Annotated in this window: 13 protein-coding genes; 10 read left to right on the plus strand and 3 right to left on the minus strand. The window is 39.5% G+C overall.

Annotation, left to right across the window (positions count from 1 at the left end):
- The first annotated feature begins 112 nt into the window (after window positions 1-112).
- The 3 genes from H5201_RS07525 to H5201_RS07535 all read left to right on the plus strand — a co-directional run bounded on the left by H5201_RS07525 (window position 113) and on the right by H5201_RS07535 (window position 6,245).
- Window positions 113-1,510 (plus strand): PhoH family protein, encoded by a 1,398-nt coding sequence (locus H5201_RS07525; RefSeq protein WP_182718476.1) that lies wholly within the window; start codon window positions 113-115, stop codon window positions 1,508-1,510.
- A gap of 66 nt (window positions 1,511-1,576) precedes the next feature.
- Complete coding sequence (locus H5201_RS07530) at window positions 1,577-5,362, plus strand: PAS domain-containing hybrid sensor histidine kinase/response regulator (RefSeq protein WP_182718475.1); 3,786 nt, start codon at window positions 1,577-1,579, stop codon at window positions 5,360-5,362.
- Entirely contained in the window at window positions 5,331-6,245 is a 915-nt protein-coding gene (locus H5201_RS07535) for a diguanylate cyclase (protein ID WP_182718474.1), read from the plus strand. Before H5201_RS07530 ends, H5201_RS07535 begins: the two co-directional genes overlap by 32 nt.
- Window positions 6,246-6,311: 66 nt before the next feature.
- Here H5201_RS07535 and H5201_RS07540 read toward each other — a convergent pair whose 3' ends face one another.
- Window positions 6,312-6,692, minus strand: a complete 381-nt coding sequence (locus H5201_RS07540; protein ID WP_149981291.1) for a DUF3192 domain-containing protein — start codon at window positions 6,690-6,692, stop codon at window positions 6,312-6,314.
- Window positions 6,693-6,854: 162 nt separating this feature from the next.
- Window positions 6,855-7,799 (minus strand): D-2-hydroxyacid dehydrogenase, encoded by a 945-nt coding sequence (locus H5201_RS07545; RefSeq protein WP_182718473.1) that lies wholly within the window; start codon window positions 7,797-7,799, stop codon window positions 6,855-6,857.
- Between the two features lie 102 nt (window positions 7,800-7,901).
- On the opposite strand from H5201_RS07545, the gene zntR reads away from it, so the two are divergent.
- The 4 genes from zntR (at window position 7,902) to H5201_RS07565 (ending at window position 11,139) form a co-directional block, all read left to right on the plus strand.
- On the plus strand, window positions 7,902-8,315 hold the full coding sequence (zntR, locus tag H5201_RS07550; protein WP_149981289.1) for a Zn(2+)-responsive transcriptional regulator: 414 nt from the start codon (window positions 7,902-7,904) through the stop codon (window positions 8,313-8,315).
- On the plus strand, window positions 8,299-9,537 hold the full coding sequence (locus H5201_RS07555; protein ID WP_182784121.1) for an SO_0444 family Cu/Zn efflux transporter: 1,239 nt from the start codon (window positions 8,299-8,301) through the stop codon (window positions 9,535-9,537). Before zntR ends, H5201_RS07555 begins: the two co-directional genes overlap by 17 nt.
- Window positions 9,538-9,695: 158 nt before the next feature.
- Window positions 9,696-10,829, plus strand: coding sequence for a 1-acyl-sn-glycerol-3-phosphate acyltransferase (locus H5201_RS07560; protein ID WP_182718471.1), 1,134 nt, complete (start codon window positions 9,696-9,698; stop codon window positions 10,827-10,829).
- A gap of 64 nt (window positions 10,830-10,893) precedes the next feature.
- Complete coding sequence (locus H5201_RS07565) at window positions 10,894-11,139, plus strand: DUF1289 domain-containing protein (protein WP_149981286.1); 246 nt, start codon at window positions 10,894-10,896, stop codon at window positions 11,137-11,139.
- On the opposite strand, the gene H5201_RS07570 is transcribed toward H5201_RS07565, so the two are convergent.
- Window positions 11,136-11,753, minus strand: a complete 618-nt coding sequence (locus tag H5201_RS07570) for a transporter substrate-binding domain-containing protein (RefSeq protein ID WP_149981285.1) — start codon at window positions 11,751-11,753, stop codon at window positions 11,136-11,138. The genes H5201_RS07565 and H5201_RS07570 overlap by 4 nt on opposite strands.
- 214 nt (window positions 11,754-11,967) lie before the next feature.
- On the opposite strand from H5201_RS07570, the gene H5201_RS07575 reads away from it, so the two are divergent.
- From H5201_RS07575 to H5201_RS07585, 3 genes are read left to right on the plus strand one after another with little or no spacing between them, the layout of a single operon-like run.
- Complete coding sequence (locus H5201_RS07575) at window positions 11,968-12,171, plus strand: DUF3283 family protein (RefSeq protein ID WP_064667173.1); 204 nt, start codon at window positions 11,968-11,970, stop codon at window positions 12,169-12,171.
- Window positions 12,171-12,575: a GNAT family N-acetyltransferase gene (locus H5201_RS07580; RefSeq protein ID WP_149981284.1), complete on the plus strand. Its 405-nt coding sequence runs from the start codon at window positions 12,171-12,173 to the stop codon at window positions 12,573-12,575. Before H5201_RS07575 ends, H5201_RS07580 begins: the two co-directional genes overlap by 1 nt.
- 38 nt (window positions 12,576-12,613) lie before the next feature.
- Window positions 12,614-17,122 (plus strand): EAL domain-containing protein, encoded by a 4,509-nt coding sequence (locus tag H5201_RS07585; protein WP_182784123.1) that lies wholly within the window; start codon window positions 12,614-12,616, stop codon window positions 17,120-17,122.
- Window positions 17,123-17,288: the final 166 nt, after the last annotated feature.

Genomic DNA, 17,288 nt, shown 5'->3' on the forward strand with positions numbered 1-17,288 from the left:
AAGCTAAACTTAGAATATACCAAGCAATTAAGTTTTTCAGGGTGAACATTCAACCCGTTTTACTTGATTAGTTGGGTATAGCATAAAAATCATAAAACGTAAGGAAAGTGCTATGGAAAAAGCTTCGAACCTTGATAGTAAAATGTATGTGCTAGATACCAATGTATTGCTTCACGAACCCCTCGCGTATTTATCATTCCAAGAACATGATGTTGTAATTCCCATGACAGTTTTAGAGGAACTGGATCATATAAAAGATCGTAAGCATGATGTCAGCCGTGATGCCCGTGTGGCCATTCGTGGTTTGGATGAAGTGCTCAAAGATGCCACACCAGAACAAATGCTCAAAGGCGTCGCTCTACCTAGTAATAAAAAGGCCAAAGCGTCTTCGGCTGGCACACTTATTATTGTTAATGATCATTTATTTGTCGATTCTATCTCAGGTTTACCTGGCAACGAAAATGACCACCGTATTATCAATTGTGCCGTGCACCTACAAAAACAACATCCTAATAGCAAAGTGGTGTTAGTTACCAAAGATATTAATATGCGTTTAAAGGCCAAAGGCGCAGGGCTTAAATTTGTTGAAGATTATCGTACTGATCAGCTGATTGATGATATTGCTTTGCTCTCCAGTGGTTATAAAAAAATTGCTGGCGATTTTTGGCAGCATGTGGGCGAATGTGAAACCGAGCAACATGGTCGTGATGCGTTTCATAAAGTGGCAAAAAGTTTGATCCCCGATGTATTTTGCAATGAATATTTACTTGATGACAGCGGTCAGTTTGCCGCACGAGTCAAATCTTATGATGAGCAGCATATTATGCTCAAAGATATCGGTGTTGAGCGATTAATGCATCAATCGGCATGGGGAGTAAAGCCAAAAAATATTTATCAAGGCATGGCAATGGATGCGTTACTCGATACCGGTATTGAATTAGTTATTTTAACAGGTCCTGCAGGATGCGGAAAAACATTACTAGCGCTTGCCTGTGCTTTGGAAATGGTGGTTGAAAAAGGTATTTACGATAAGGTAATTGTCACCCGAAATACTCCTGAAATTGCTGAGTCGATCGGTTTTTTACCAGGTACCGAAGAGGAAAAAATGGCACCATGGTTAGCTGCGATCACCGATACCTTAGAGGTATTACACAAAGGTGACGAAAACCCTATTTCAAGCCGTAACTATATTATGGAAAAGGCAAACATACAGTTTAAATCAGTTAACTTTATGCGTGGTCGCAGCATTCAAAATGCCGTGGTCATTTTAGATGAAAGCCAAAACCTTACTGCCTCACAGCTGAAAACTATTATTACCCGTTGTGGTGAAGGTACTAAGTTAATTTGCTCTGGTAACCTTGCGCAAATAGATAGTAACTACTTAACTCCAGTTACTTCTGGTTTAACTTATATTGTGGAGCGCTTCAAAGATTTTGAAGGCAGCGCCACGGTTAACTTAAATGGTGTGGTGAGAAGCCGTTTAGCATCGTTTGCGGAAGAAAATTTATAACTTGCGCAGTCCCACTTGGCTCGCTAACCTTGTTGACAAATTTAGCGCCAAGCATCGGATTGTAGATTGAATTTTCTACCTTTAAAACATTACTATCGTTCACTGGCTGTGGCACTTATTGTGCCGCTGCTGGTGGCTTTTCTATTATGTTTACACTTATATAATATTAAATTAGATCGCGCCGTAGCTAAACGCGAAGCTGATTTTGCTAATGTAGCGGCGCAAGTTGAGCATGCTATGAATGGTGCTGATGGCTTGATCAACACACTGTTCTCTTTATACGAGCAACCTTTGTCGTATCAATTTGAGCCGCAATGGCTTGAAGATATTAATCAGCAAGAGAATTATTATTACCGAAAAATCCCTGATGGAGGCGGTGAAATTGTCGGGCAAGGTAAGTTTTCAACCACTCCTAATGCGATAGCTCAATGGCAGCAAGTGATCGCCTTGGGACCTGCTTTTAATACCGCATTATCGTTAATTCAATCCTTATCGGCAGTTGCTTATGTTAATGAGCAAGGCTTTGTTTATATAAAACGTCGTCGTGACGAAGATAGCCTAATGTTAACTCAAGTATTGGATGGCCAGTTGCGCCCAGCACTGGCTGACAATTCACTGACATCAAGTGCGATAGTAGAGGTGGCTGGTGAAAACTACTTATCAATAGGGCGTGCGCGTGAGCAGGGCAGTGAAGATTATATTATTTTGATTTATGACTTATCGGCAGTATCGCAATGGCTAAAAAAAATATCACCACGCAGTGGCGAATATATATTTTTAAATAGTGCACAGCACGTCATTATCAGCTCACTTTATGATATTGAAGAAGACACACCATTAGCGGAGTATTGGCCTTCAGCTAAAGCGCCATTAGCAGAATTAGATAATCAGGGTAATCTCACTCTTTTACAAGCGCAAAAGCAGCTACCAATTTATGCGGGTTATTTTGCATCGCATGATGAATTAGCCTCACCGATTGTAACTGATGTATTAATTGAACTTACTTTTTTGAGTATGTTTTTAGTGATTATGTTCAGTACCTTGTTATGGTTAAGCCAGCGTATTTTTGTGAAACCCATGACATATTTAATGGCGTATCTTGAACAAAATGAGGTGCACTATAAAGATTATTCAAATTACCATATACCAGCAAACTGGCAGCCGTGGTTTAGCCGAATCAAGTGGGTGCTTAACAAAAATCAGCAGTTGGTAAACTCATTGCAGCAGGCAAATAGTGAACTTGATGACCAAGTAAAAATAAAGACCCGTGAACTCGCGCGCAGTTATGAGGCTAAAGAACGCCATTTAGCATTATTGAATACTATGCTCAATAGTGTGCCAGATCTTATTTATTTTAAAAACATTGATGGCTCATTCTTAGGATGCAATCGTGCTTATGAACAATACATAGGTCTTGAGCAAGAGCAGTTAGTTGGCTTACAGTTATGTGATATTAGTGATGATAATGGTCAGATCAGCGAATTAGAGCAACAAGTTTTAACAACCAAAGCTAAAGCTGAGCAACGTCTTGAAACCCAGCAGCAAACATTTCAATTAACCATCGCGCCATTTTATAACGATCAAAATCAGTTACTAGGTTCAATGGGGATTGGCCGGGATATAACTGCTCAACAACAAGCTCTTTTGGCATTAAAAGCGTCAGAGTCTAAGTTTCGCAGCGCCATAGAGTATGCTGCTAATGGAGTGATTTTACTTTCACTTGAACAGACCGTATTACAACTTAATCGAACTGCGCGAAAGATTTTTAAGATTGATAAAACTGAGCAGGATTTATTATTAGTGGATTTATTTCCACAGCAACAGTGGCAAGAAATAGCAACGCTTTTAGCTTTATTGCTGAGTGAGAAAAAGAAAGTTTACCACCTTACTTTAGGACAAGAAGAGCTAAATTGCTGGTGGCAGCTGAGCGTCTCTTTAGTATGGGATGAGCAACAAGCACCTTACTATTATGTTATTCATATTCAAGATGTCAGTGCATTGACTCAGGCCAAACAAGATGCCGAGCGGGCAACCGAGGCCAAAAGTCGGTTTATTGCTAACTTAAGCCATGAAATACGCACGCCACTGCATGCTGTGACAGGCCTTATTGATATGGTAACTCAGCAAGGCTTAACAGCGCAGCAGCAACAGCATGCAGTTCAAGCAAAAAATGCTGCGCAAAGTTTATTAACCATGCTTAATCGAATGCTTGATTTTGCGCGAATCGAAAATAACCAAGTGCAATTAGACTTAGTTGATTTTGCTGTAGTTGCACTTGTTGACAGCTGCAAGAGTGTATTAATAGGGCTCTGCCAGCAAAAAGATTTGGCTTTTAATATCGATATTGATCCGCTAATTGCTCCGCAGTTAGTCGGCGATTACATTCGCTTACAGCAAGTGCTCGGTAATTTACTCACCAATGCCGTGAAATTTACTGAACATGGCAGTATCACTTTGAAAATAACAGCCGTTGAATTGACGCCAACAAAACAAACCCTGTGTTTTAAAGTGATTGACACCGGGATCGGTATTGATAAAGCTGATCAGAGTCGATTATTTGACGCATTTACGCAAGGCGACGAATCACTCACTCGCACCCATCAAGGTGTTGGTCTAGGGCTCGCTATAGTCAAACACGAATTGGCATTAATGGGAGCTGAAATTAAAGTTGTCAGTAATAAAGGCCAAGGTAGTCAGTTTTTCTTTACTATAACCTTTAATGTTGCCGCTCAAATCGACCCTATCGACTGGCACAATACTTTAGTGATTCATTCTGAGCGGGGAATTAATTTACCTGCCGCATTAGCGCCATTAAAATCGCTAGAATTTTCTGAGTTAGCTGAATTAACAGACCACGCTGTATTAGCAGATTATCAGCGGATCATCATTAATGACGTTGATCTACCGAGAGTTATAACGCGAGACAATATAAAAACAGCATTGATGAGTAATAACACGCAGCTTTATGTTGTTAAAAATGATCCAAATACTCCGCTGCCAACTCTTAAAGGTATGCAAATGTGCAGTGTGAAAAATTCTGCATTAGTGCAACGAATACAGCAAGTTGAGCCGGTATCTAAACGCCCTGATGTAAATCTGACAGCGGCAGAGAGTAAACTCAACGTTGCGGGCTTACTAGTGTTAGTTATTGATGATAATCAGCTTAATTTAGATATTGTTAGTAATATCTTAAGCAAAGCACATATTAATGTAATGACGGCAAATTCGGCGATGGCAGGGATAGATTTGGTTGCACAAGTCATGCCTGATCTGATCTTAATGGATATTCAAATGCCAGAAGTCGATGGGTTGCAAGCAACCGCTTTATTGCGACAACGTTATGATCAACAGCAATTACCTATTTTTGCGCTAACTGCGCATTGTGAAGCAGCTGACGAGCAACGCTCACTTGCAGTGGGTATGAATAAACATTTAACAAAACCAGTAGTTGCAGCGACGTTATTAGCGGCGATAAATGAGCTGAGAATTACCGGCGCTGTTTTTTATAATCATTCTTTTGCATTAGAACAATTCTCGGGCCATAATGATTTACTACAGGTAATGTTGGGTAAACTTGCTAAGTTGTGTGTAAGCCATCTGCAGCAATTAAAAGTGCCGATGCAAACAAAAGCGTTGGAACGATTAGTGCATAGTATTAAAGGTGTGTCAGGAAACCTTGGCTTTAATCGCCTAAGTGCTACCGCTCAGCAATTAGAAAGTAGACTACGTAAGACACCAGACGTAGGGCAAATATCCCTGAGTCAGTTAGAGTTCGAATTAGTACAAGTAAATAGATACATTCAAATACAAGGCTCAGTAAATGTTGAAGAAAGCCAAAATACTGATCGTTGATGACGACCCATTAAATCGATTAGTGTTGGAAAAAACATTAGCGAATGATCACGAAATATTTTTAGTTGAAAGTGGTGAAAAAGCCCTTACATTTGTTAAATCAACGGCGGTTGACTTAATTATCCTCGATATAGTAATGCCCGGCATTAATGGCTATGAGGTGTTAATTCAGTTAAAAGAAAATTCAACTACGCACGCTATTCCAGTCATCTTTATTTCAGCTAATACAAGCCATGATGATGAAGCGAAAGGGTTTGAATTAGGCGCAATGGACTATATTGCTAAGCCATTTAGTCCCGCAATAGTACGTGCACGAGTGCGTAATCAATTATTGATCAAGCAAAAAAATGATTTGTTAGAAATGCTCGCCTCAATTGATGGGCTGACAGAAATACCTAATCGGCGTTATTTAGATGAAAGCTTATCGCGAGAATGGCGTCGCAGCCGTCGAGCTGGTACACCGTTATCGGTGCTATTAATAGATATAGACCACTTTAAGCGTTATAACGATTGTTATGGCCACCGTGCCGGGGATGACTGCCTTAAACGTGTGGCACATGCATTAGTTGCAGCGTGTGAGCGAGGTACTGACTTTGTTGCGCGCTACGGCGGTGAAGAATTTGCTGCAGTATTACCCGACACCAACCAGTACGAGGCATTGGAATTTGCTAATAAACTCAGAGATGCTGTTAATGCGCTTGCTATCCCGCATAAAGCATCACTCAATGCCGCTCACATTACGATAAGTATTGGGGTTGCTACAACTGAGTTTGGTCAAGTTTATGCTGAGCATATATTACTTGAAGAAGCCGATTTAGGTTTATATCAAGCTAAAGATAGTGGCCGCGATAAAATTATCGCTCGAGTTATTGACGCAAGTTAGTAAAGTCAGTTATTACAGCAAATAAAGAGTGAATATGCTCCACTCTTTACTGCTTTAGTTTTGTGTCTAAATGGCGCTAAGTGAATTATAAATACTATCACCCACACCAATCAGTTTCTCGTTTTTAAAGACCAGTGGAGTACATTCATCTTTTGTCATTTTTCCGTCAGAGTGAATACTATGGGTGGCATAAAATAGTACTTGGTATACATCACCGTCTTTTTTTAATAATTCTGTAAAGTCGGGAGTTTTTAATTTATTTAATACATTTTGATAGCTGGTATCTAAAGTGAGCCCCGAGATGCTTTCACGATTAAATTGATGATGTTCTTCCCAGCTTGAACTATTACCAGCCCAATGCGTTTCTGCTTCACCATCGGATACTGCAATTACACAACCAGTAAGAAGAGGGGCTGTAAGCGCGGCAATTAAAAGTACTTTTTTCATTATTTTATCCTGATACTAAATATTGATTTTAATTTGTCTATTAGTTAGCAAAGAACTGGCCAATATTTTATATTATTTAAAATCAATAGATTAGGTTTTTTTGTAAGGCGGTAAATTACATTTAACCACCTTGTATAGCGTAACTAACTAAAAGTTAGTTGATTAGACCAGTCTATTTAAGCTTTGACCTTGGCTAAATGCGCTAATATTTAAGCTGACTTGCTTTACTAAGCGAATGATTGACTCTTCACTGGCCCATGCAATATGTGGAGTCAGTATTAAATTATCACCACGATAAGCGGCCAATGGATTATCCTTCGCAGCTGGTTCTTTACTTAATACGTCAAATCCCGCTCCTGCAATTTGGTTATTGCTCAGTGCGTTGGCTAAATCAGCTTCATTAACGATACCACCGCGCGCGGTGTTAATTAAAATGGCATTGGGTTTCATCATAGCAAGTTCAGCAGCACCAATCAGATCACGACTTTCATCGGTTAAAGGGCAGTGTACACTAATAATATCAGCTGTTTTTATTGCTTGGTAAAATTCTGTTCGGCCCTCTCTAGTTACTTGGTTTTTACGCTCACTGATAACTACATTGGCACCAAAAGCACGTGCAACATCCGCAACAGCTTTACCAAGCGAACCATAACCGATAATTGCCAGAGTTTTACCTCCAATATCATTAAAACGGTAATCAAGGCGGCAGAACATCTCACTTTGTTGCCATAACCCTTGTTGGCAATCAGCAATGTAGCGGTGAGTATTACCCAGTAAATTTGTGATCAGTGCAAAGGTATGTTGTACAACCGAAGGTGTTGAATACCCGGCCACATTGGTAACGGCAATGCCAAACTCTTTAGCGGCGACTAAATCAACATTGTTAGTGCCAGTTGCGGCTACACATATGAGCTTTAATTCAGGAAGTTTTGCCAGTGTTTCGCGATTAAGTACCACTTTATTGGTGATCAATACATCAGCGCCTGCACTGTGCGCTAATACTTGTGCTGGACTGGTTAGTGAATAACTAGTGAAATTGCCAAGTGTTTGAAAAGGCTCAAGTGATGTGCCTGCTAATGTGGCAGTATCGAGAAGGGTAATATTCATGCGCTTTCCTTATTAAATAAAATAATTTTAATGCTTGACCTTGGTGTGTACTCTAAGGTTTATACTTGGCATCAGTTGATAATACACTCATTGGAGACACAGATGAAAATAGGTGAATTTGCTAATCAGTTAGGTGTCTCTACAGATACCCTAAGATACTATGAAAAACATAATTTGTTAACGCCATCAAGTCGAACCGGGGCCGGTTATCGCGATTATGGTGAAGCTGCATTAAAGCAAATGAAGTTTATTTTACGTGCTAAAAATGTTGGCTTTAGCTTGGCAGAGATCAAGGAGTTGCTGCAAATTAAATTTAAAAAACATCAGCATTCTTGCCATGAAGTTAAAAACCTAACAATACAAAAGCGTGACTTAGTCGCAGAGCGCATTGCTGAATTAACACGTTTTCATCAATCATTATCCGTGTTAGCTGATAAGTGCTGTGGCGGACAAGAGCCCGCAGATAACTGTTCAATATTAACCACTTTGGAGGACATCGATGGACTTACTCAATAATTTTTGGCAGTTATTTTTATTATCTGCCCCTTGGTTAATGCTTGGTTTACTCATTGCCGGGTTATTAAATGTGTATTTACCGGCAAATTTTTTAAATAAACATTTAGGTAAAGAAGGTTTTTGGACCACTGTTAAAGCTGCTTTAATTGGTGCGCCAATGCCGTTGTGTTCGTGCGGTGTAATACCCGCTGCAATTGGTTTAAGACGTGCAGGCGCTTCAAAAAGTGCTACCACTGCGTTTTTAGTATCGACTCCTGAAACTGGGGTTGATTCGGTGTCGGTATCGTATGTGCTACTCGGTCCTTTTATGGCAATAATTCGTCCAATAGCGGCGATTTGTAGTGCTATTGTCGCAGGTGTCTTAGTGGGGCGTGATGCTGAAAAAACGCAAACTACAGATCACTCTAGTGAAGTTAATAATGAGCAAAAGCGAGCAGCTACAACAAGTTGTTGTTCAACAAAATCAGCAGTGGCTGAAGAGAAGGCAAGTTGCTGCTCAACAAAATCAGCAGTGGTCGAAGAGAAGGCAAGTTGCTGCTCAACGAAATTAGCAGTGGTCGAAGAGAAGGCAAGTTGCTGCTCAACAAAATCAGCAGTGGTCGAAGAGAAGACTAACTGTTGCGATACAACAAGTGCAGCACCAGCTAGTCAATGGCAAAAGATGAAACAGGCAGTGAGTTTTAGCTGTAACAAATTGCTATCAGACACTATGAAGTGGTTAATGATTGGTTTGTTCTTTGCAGCTTTAGTGCAAACTTATGTGCCAGAGTCATTTTTAAGCCAATGGGGCAGTGGTATTTTGGCTATGCTGGTGGTGATCGTGATTAGTATTCCCATGTATATCTGCGCGACCGCATCAACGCCGATTGCAGCTGGTTTGTTATTAAGTGGCGTAGCACCTGGCGCTGTTTTAGTCTTTATGTTGGCAGGTCCTGCCACTAATGTCGCGACGCTTGGCGTGGTTGCCAATGAGCTTGGTAAACGTGCAGTGGTTGCTTATTTAGTTGGTGTAATAGGCGTTGCTTTAATATTTGGCTTTTTAACCGATTATTTAGTGGCAGAATTTGGCTTTGTTGTTACACCATTATTAGGTGAAGAACATCAAGTGCTACCACATTGGCTAACCCTTCTCTGTGGTACTATTTTAGCGCTGTTAATGGTGCGTTTAGTTCTTAAAGGAGCGCTTAGTAAATACCGTAGTACTGGTAAGAGCATTGCATAATTGAATGTTATTAAATAGATTTTTAGCGGTTATAAAATATAAACAATGGACCAAATTAATGACTTAGTTCGCATTTTAGGTTGTCTGAGTTATAATCGCCCATAGAATATAAACGGTGCGCATGAGCGCACCGTTTTTTTAACTTTAAAGATGCAGTAATGAGTGAGCCAGTGGACAAGTACGCAGATATAAGACCTTACAATGATGATGAAGTAGCCGCTTCGGTTGCACGTTTGATTGATGATAATGCGTTTATTGATGTAGTTGCAAAATATAACTTACCGCGTTTTTTATCAGCTGTACCTTTGCTGTCTAGAGCATTGGTAAAGTATCAGTTACGTAAAAAGTGGGGCGCTATCAACAGTGTTGAGCAAGTTCAACAAATCGTTGCTAAGTATTTAGCACAGCTGGTAAAACGCACCACAACTGAGGTGACTTTTTCTGGTTTGGATCAACTTGATCCAAAGCAAGCGTATTTGTTTATCTCAAATCATCGCGATATCGTACTTGATCCTGCGTTAATTAATTGGGGCTTATTCAGCTATAAAATGAAGACGGTCCGTATCGCCATTGGCGATAATTTACTGCAAATTCCTTATATCACCGAACTGATGCGTTTAAATAAAAGCTTTATTGTTAAGCGCTCAGTTAAAGCGCCAAAAGAAATGCTCAGAGCACTATCGCAGTTGTCGGCTTATATTTATGATTCGCTTGCTGGCGGTGATTCAATTTGGATTGCACAAAAAGAAGGTCGTGCTAAAGATGGCTTTGATCAAACAGATCCTGCGCTACTTAAAATGTTGCAGCTTAATGGTCGTAAGCAAAAGAAAGAGTTTGCTGAATATGTACGCGAGCTAAAAATTGTACCAGTATCAATTTCATATCAATATGAACCTTGCGCAACAGCCAAAGCCAAAGAGCTTTATCATAAGCAACATCATGGTAAATATGTTAAGTCAGCGGGTGAAGATATTGCCAGTATTGTTGAAGGTTTTAGTACCGCCAAAGGGCATGTTCATTTAGCATTTGGGCAACCAATTGAAGAAGGGTGTGAATCACCAGAGCAGCTGGCAAAAACCATTGATCAGCAAATTATTGATTCGTTTTTTTTACATCCCGGGAACTACATTGCGGGCGGTTGTAAACAAGCGGTGATTGATAAAGCCGACGCTCAGGCATTTGAGATGCGTCTGGCGCGTGTGCCAGATGAGCTAAAACCACTGGTGTTAGCAATGTACGCTAAGCCATTTCATCGTAAAGTTGAGTTTAAAAGTAGCGAAAGCGGCCAATAACCAATGTAAAATATTTTTAAAAAACGGGCTATACTAAAGTTGTGTATATTGACTGATGTTTGCTATGCAACAAATTGAAATTTTTGAAATTCCAAGTCCTTGCAAAGACATTTGCGAGGTAAATAACCGAGGCTATTGTAAAGGCTGCTACCGAAGTCGGGAGGAGCGCTTTGGTTGGAATTCATTTTCAAACGTAGAAAAAAAGCAAGTCATCAGTTTGTGTCAACAACGTTATAAGCGTTACTTGCAAAAACGCCAAGCACTTGGCGCTAAGCCAGCAGTACCTGAGCAGGGGGATTTTGGTTTTTAATCAAGATGATGTTTAGCCCTGAGTAAACGAATTGTGCCATTTTCATTGAGTTTATGCAGTTGCTCTTCAAGTTTAGGTATTAACGCGCTATGGCGTGAATGCAAAAAGTGAAAGCTTTTTATCGGTGCCAGTACTTCAGTTTGAAATTGCTTAATATTAAACTGAGGGTGTTTAGTCGATAATAAAAAGTCGAGTAAAATTACACCTTGTACTTTACCTTGAGTGAGTAAATTAAGTTGAGCAGTGACGCTTTTCACCTTAATAATGTCACCAATAAAAGGGTGTTCGTTAAGGTAACTCTGCGCTGCAGGATAACCAACTTGAATGGCGATATTGTCTAGCTGCTCAAATGTACATTGCTGGCAGTTTTTTAATAGCACAAGGTTAAACTCAAATAGCGCAAAGTTAACCGGATGCAAGTTTTGATATTGTTGACTGATACTGGCCACTCGCCCTAATTGGCCATCAAGCGTGCCATTGTTCGCTGCAGATAAAGCGCTTTGGTGATTAAAGTCAATAATATGTACATCATAGCCAAGTTCTTTATATGCAAGGGTCATCAGCTCAATAACATAGCGAGCCTGTGGGGTATCGGCTGGGCGATTAAATAGCATATGTTGTGTGTTTGCTATAGTGCTCAGTGGCGTTAGTAAATAACAGAGCAATATGAGAGAAAAAAAGCACTTAATCACAGTGTTTCCATATTAGGACTAAAAACGCCACCAATCTACGTTTAAAAGCTAAAAAGCGCAAGTTTAGCCGTGACTCTTTTAGGCAAATGTTTGTTATACTCTGGGCATTAATATGATTAGTAATAACTGGTAATTTATGTCGTTTAACTTATGCTTACTACCTCGTGAACAAAAATATCAAATTCAATTGGATTACGAGGCATCGTTTTGGGCTTATCAAATAAAGCGTGGTAAGAGTACTCGTGAGCAAATATACAATACAATTCATAGTCGCCCAGTGGCAGAGCAGATGTTTTTGAAGCAGCAATTTGAACAATATTTAGCGACGATGCAAAGTTAATGACGGCATTGCGTTTTGAATGCCTAGAGCCAATTAAAACCCCCTTAGTGAATAAGTTTTACAGCCAATATAAAGCCCGAGGTCGGGCAACCAGACAAGATCAAGTGTGGGTTGTTTATCATGACTTAGTTATTGTCGCGGCATGCAGAATTCAAAATCGCAGTGATTATTTGTTTTTGTCTACCTTGCTGGTTGCACCTGCTTGGCGTGGTCAAGGACTTGCCAAACAGCTACTAATACATACCTTATCTAACCAAAACTCACTCGTTTATACATTTGCTTATACGCATTTAGCTGATTTTTATCAATCAATTGGGTTTAACTTTGTGTTAACATTGCCGTCACCTTTGGATACACTCTTTACTGTCTATCAGCAACGAAATATCGTAGCTATGCAGTGCTAGTTAAAATAATTAGTTAAAACAACTACGTGGAAATTTAAATGGGTCAATGGTTTAAGGCTAGTATATTCTTTTTGTTAGCCGCCTCAGTTGTTGCTAGCCAAGTTGCTATGGCGCAAGTAAAACGTTTATCGCCAAGTGAAGGTTTATCACAAAGCTATGTCAGTACCATGTTGATAGATAAAAGCGGCTATCTTTGGTTAGCGACGGAAGGGGGCTTAAATCGTTACGATGGCTATCAGGTTGTACATATTGCAGGGCCTAATGGTGAACTAGATGAAGCAATTATTGACCTTATATATCAAGACCCTGATGGTTATATTTGGATTGCGTCGTTAGTTGCAGGGCTATTTCGCTATGATCCAAGTACCGATAGTTACCAACAATTTTTATCAAAACCTACCACTGAAGAGCAAGTTTTAAGTCAGTCCGTATTTAGTGTGGTTGCCACCGATAATAAGTCATTATGGATTGGTCGCGGTTGGGATTTTGCTCGCCTTGATTTAGCGACGGGCCAAATTGAGACTATTTTTGAATTACCAGAGCGCACTCGTAATACCGTGATCCGCGATTTATTACATTACAAAGGTTATATCTTTATTGCCGCCAGTACTGGCGCATATGTCTATCATATAGCAACTGGGCAATACCGAAAATTAGAGCATTTAAGCACTGAGCCAGACCATGTATATCAAAATTATATAAAGTCGTTTGCAATAGGCGAAAATGAGCAACTGTTAGTGGGGGCCGTACGTGGTTTATATCAAGTTGATATTAGTGATTTACCGAGTATGTTTGAGCGCCCAGATGTGCCTTTTAAAAATAAAACCATATTGAATGATCTTAATATTTGGAAAATAATAAATGACCATGGGGTGCTTGATTTAGGCACCGATAAAGGTTTATTTAGTCTCGATTTGAATACCGGTGAGCTGACTAAAAATAATAGAGTAAAAGAAAGTAAATACTCACTAGCAGATCCAAGTGTTATCGATATTGTCAAAGATAGTAACGGCGCTATGTGGACAGCTACTAAAAGTGATGGGGCATTTTATTTACCTTATGATAATTATCATTTTGAAAATGTTAATGCCAGTATGCTCTCTGGTGATGGTTTATCGCACCCTTCAATTTGGGGCATAACTGAGTATGAAGATAAACTCTGGTTAGCAACCCATAATGGCTTAACTGCGGTTGATTTAAAAACTAATCAAGGGCAAGTGTTTTTAAAAGATTATCAAGCTGATTTGTTTACCACTGAATTTAATATCTACGCTATTTCTCCCTATAAAGATAAATTGTGGCTGCGTACTAATCGCGGGATTTTTAGTTTTGATCCGCATAGCTATGAAATTTTTCCAGCGACAACAGCCGACCCAAGCCAGCAACACCTGATCACAGGGTGGGTACATGGCTCAGTATTGATGCCAAATGGTGAATTATTTTATGTTCATTCTGATCATGGCATGTTTGTTTATAATATCGACAGCCAAAAGATCACTCCTTTAGGTGGTGAATTTGAAAAGTTTGAACCGTTTTTAGCTTATGGTTTCTTACCGCCTTTATCTACCAAACCTGACTCCCCGTTATTTTATAATGCAGGGGTGCTTTATCAGGTTGATCCAAACTCATTTGCTTTAACAAAAATCTATACAGTGCCACAGCAACACGAAAATGTAGCCGTTAATGTAATGTCTTATATTGTTGATAATAATAATGTGCTGTGGATCACGTTATCGAATTTTGGCTTAATTGGTCTTGATGCATCGAATTACAAGCTGTTGTATACCATAGATTTAGATAAAAATAAGCTCGGCACCTTATTGTACGATATGGTGTTAGATGATGCTGGAATGATCTGGATGAGTAGTCATAAAGGAATATGGCGATTAAATCCAGAAAATAAACACTTTCAGCAATTTACAACTTCAGAAGGACTGGTCTCTACCGAGTTTAATAGTGGTGCATTTACGCGTTTAAAAACTGGCCAAATAGTCTATGGTACGTTAAAAGGGTTTAGTTATTTTTACCCAAATGATAATCACCCTAGGCATGGTTTAATTGATCACGTAAATATAACCAGCATTGATTTGATGTCTCGTGAATTATCTACGGATCTTAAGCAACCTATAAAAACAATCACCTTAGAGCACGACGATATCGGTCTCGAAGTCGCTTTTTCGGCAATGGCATTTAATTATCAGGAACGTATTATTTATGAGTATCAGCTCTCTGATGGGCAAAAATCGTATACCCGTAATAATAACCGAGTGCTATTTCCAAAACTTAATCCCGGCAAATACCAACTAAAAATTTGGGCTAAAGATCCGCTTACTGGCGACTACACACAACCGGCAGTGCTGGATATTGTGGTTAAATACCCGCTATGGCGCGCACCTCAGTTTATAGTGCTTTACGCACTGGTATTTTTTGGATTAGTAGCAGCTTGGATAATGCGTCGTAATCGAATTCAGCAATTATTATTAGCAGCCCACAGAGAAAGCCAAGAAAGTGAAGCGCGCTTAAAGTTAGCATTGGAAGGGAGCCGTTCAGGGGTGTGGGATTGGCAATCTGCAAGTCCAATAATTTATCAACCACGGCTTAAAAATGAGTTAGGTTATGATGTTGAATCGGTTAATTTAGATGATTATTTAGCAAAAATTCATCCTAAAGATAAACAAAATTTTCGCATTGAGTGGTTAGAATTTTTATCCACCGAAAAAGGCTATTTTAACTGCACCTATCGTTTACGCCATAAATTAGGCTATTGGCGCTGGTATAAAGACTTTGGCAAAGTGGTTGCCTGGCAAGGAAGTACACCCGAGAAAGTGGCTGGAACTTACACTAATATGACTCGTGAATTAGTGTTTGAAGAACATGCCCGTTTATTTGGCGCAGCATTTGAGCAAACCCGCGATTGGGTCTTTATTCTGGATAAAAGTTTACGTATTTTAGCTACCAACAAAGCACTGCAGAGCGCATTTAACTTTCCTGTTGATTATCGTTCTAGCTGCTCATTACACTTAGGATTAAGTCGTGCTGTAAGAGTTAACTATTTACGTGTAATGAAGGAGTTGCAAGCTGGCGAGCACTTTTCTGCAGAAGATACTGTTTGCTTGGCGAATGGCGAGCAGCGTCATGTGCTTATTAAAATTAGTGCGGTTGCTGATACGGAGCAACGCTTAGAAAGCTATGTGGTTATTCTGACTGATATTAATGCCCAAAAGTTAGCTGAGAATGAATTATTCTTATTAGCAAATTACGACAGTTTAACGGGGTTACCAAATCGTACTTTATTTAATGATCGAGTTGAACATGCACTTGAACAGGCTAAAGGCCAAAACCTAAAAGTTGCGTTACTCAATATTAATATCAAACGCTTTAAGTATTTTAATGACTCACTAGGGCATGAAGCTGCCGATGAGATAATAAAGGCGGTGGCACTGCGGATCAAATCGCGTGTACAGGCGAAAGACAGTGTAGCCCGCTTTAGTGGTGATGAGTTTATGCTGTTAGTCGAGGGTATTCAACAAATCGAAGAAGTTGTTTTACTGTGCGTTAAGTTGATGGCTAGCTTGAATGACAACATCATTATTAACAATCAAGCGATTAGTGTCAGTTTAAGTATTGGCGTGGCGATTTCGCCTGATGATGCACTCTGTGCGAAAAGTTTAATTAAAGCGGCTGATATTGCACTGTATCATTCGAAAAAGAGCTTGGAAGGTTGTTATCAATTTTACAAACAAGAAATGAATCAGCATGTACAACGCTCATTGCATTTAGAATCACAATTAACTCAAGCCTATCAAAATCATGCGTTTTGTAATCATTACCAAGTGATTGTTAATGCTAAAACTCATCAGGCCGAAGGGCTGGAAGTATTGCTGCGCTGGCCAGAAAATAACAGCTATGAAACACAAGAGTTTGCGCTTGCTGCTGAGAGTATTGGTTTGATCACAAAAATTATGTTGCAAACCCTAGCTAGAGCGTTGATTGAACTTAAACAATGGCAGTTACAAAAGCCTGACTTGTATGTGTCTATTAACCTGTCTGCACTGGATTTTGAGTATAAAAATTTAGTTGATGAAATTCGCAGTGCGCTAATTAATGCTGATGTATCAGCCAGCTCTGTGGTGTTTGAAATTACAGAATCAGTGCTGATGCATGATTCACCGCAAGCGTTAAATAGCATGTCAAAGTTGAAGCAACTAGGTTGTCGCTTATATATGGATGACTTTGGTACAGGTTATGCTTCACTCACTTATTTAAAGCGCTTTCCGATCGATGTACTGAAAATTGATCGCAGTTTTGTAACTGATATTGGTATAGATAGTGACGATGAAGCGATTATTCAGTCAACGCTTGCATTGGCGAAAAGCTTAGGTAAAGAATGCGTCGCAGAAGGCGTTGAAACTAAGCAGCAGCTTACCTTTTTGCGCAACTTAGGCTGTAATTTATTTCAGGGCTATTTATTCAGTAAACCAATCCCAGGTGATGATGTAAGCGCATTATTAAATAAAGACTGGCAGTCGTTGTTGAATGAAGACTAATGCTAGCTAGAGTTTTATTAAATGGTGAAAATATCAGTGCCGAGTTTATAAATGGTTACTTTTTTGAATTTTTAAGCTTAACTTGTTTTAGCAAAAAAATAACTATTATGAATCAAGGAAGTTATGAAGCCTGAGAAGCCTACTATTATGGATATGTCCGAATTTA

The organism is Pseudoalteromonas sp. SG43-6, assembly GCF_014164365.1.
GTDB classification, from domain to species: Bacteria; Pseudomonadota; Gammaproteobacteria; order Enterobacterales; family Alteromonadaceae; genus Pseudoalteromonas; species Pseudoalteromonas rhizosphaerae.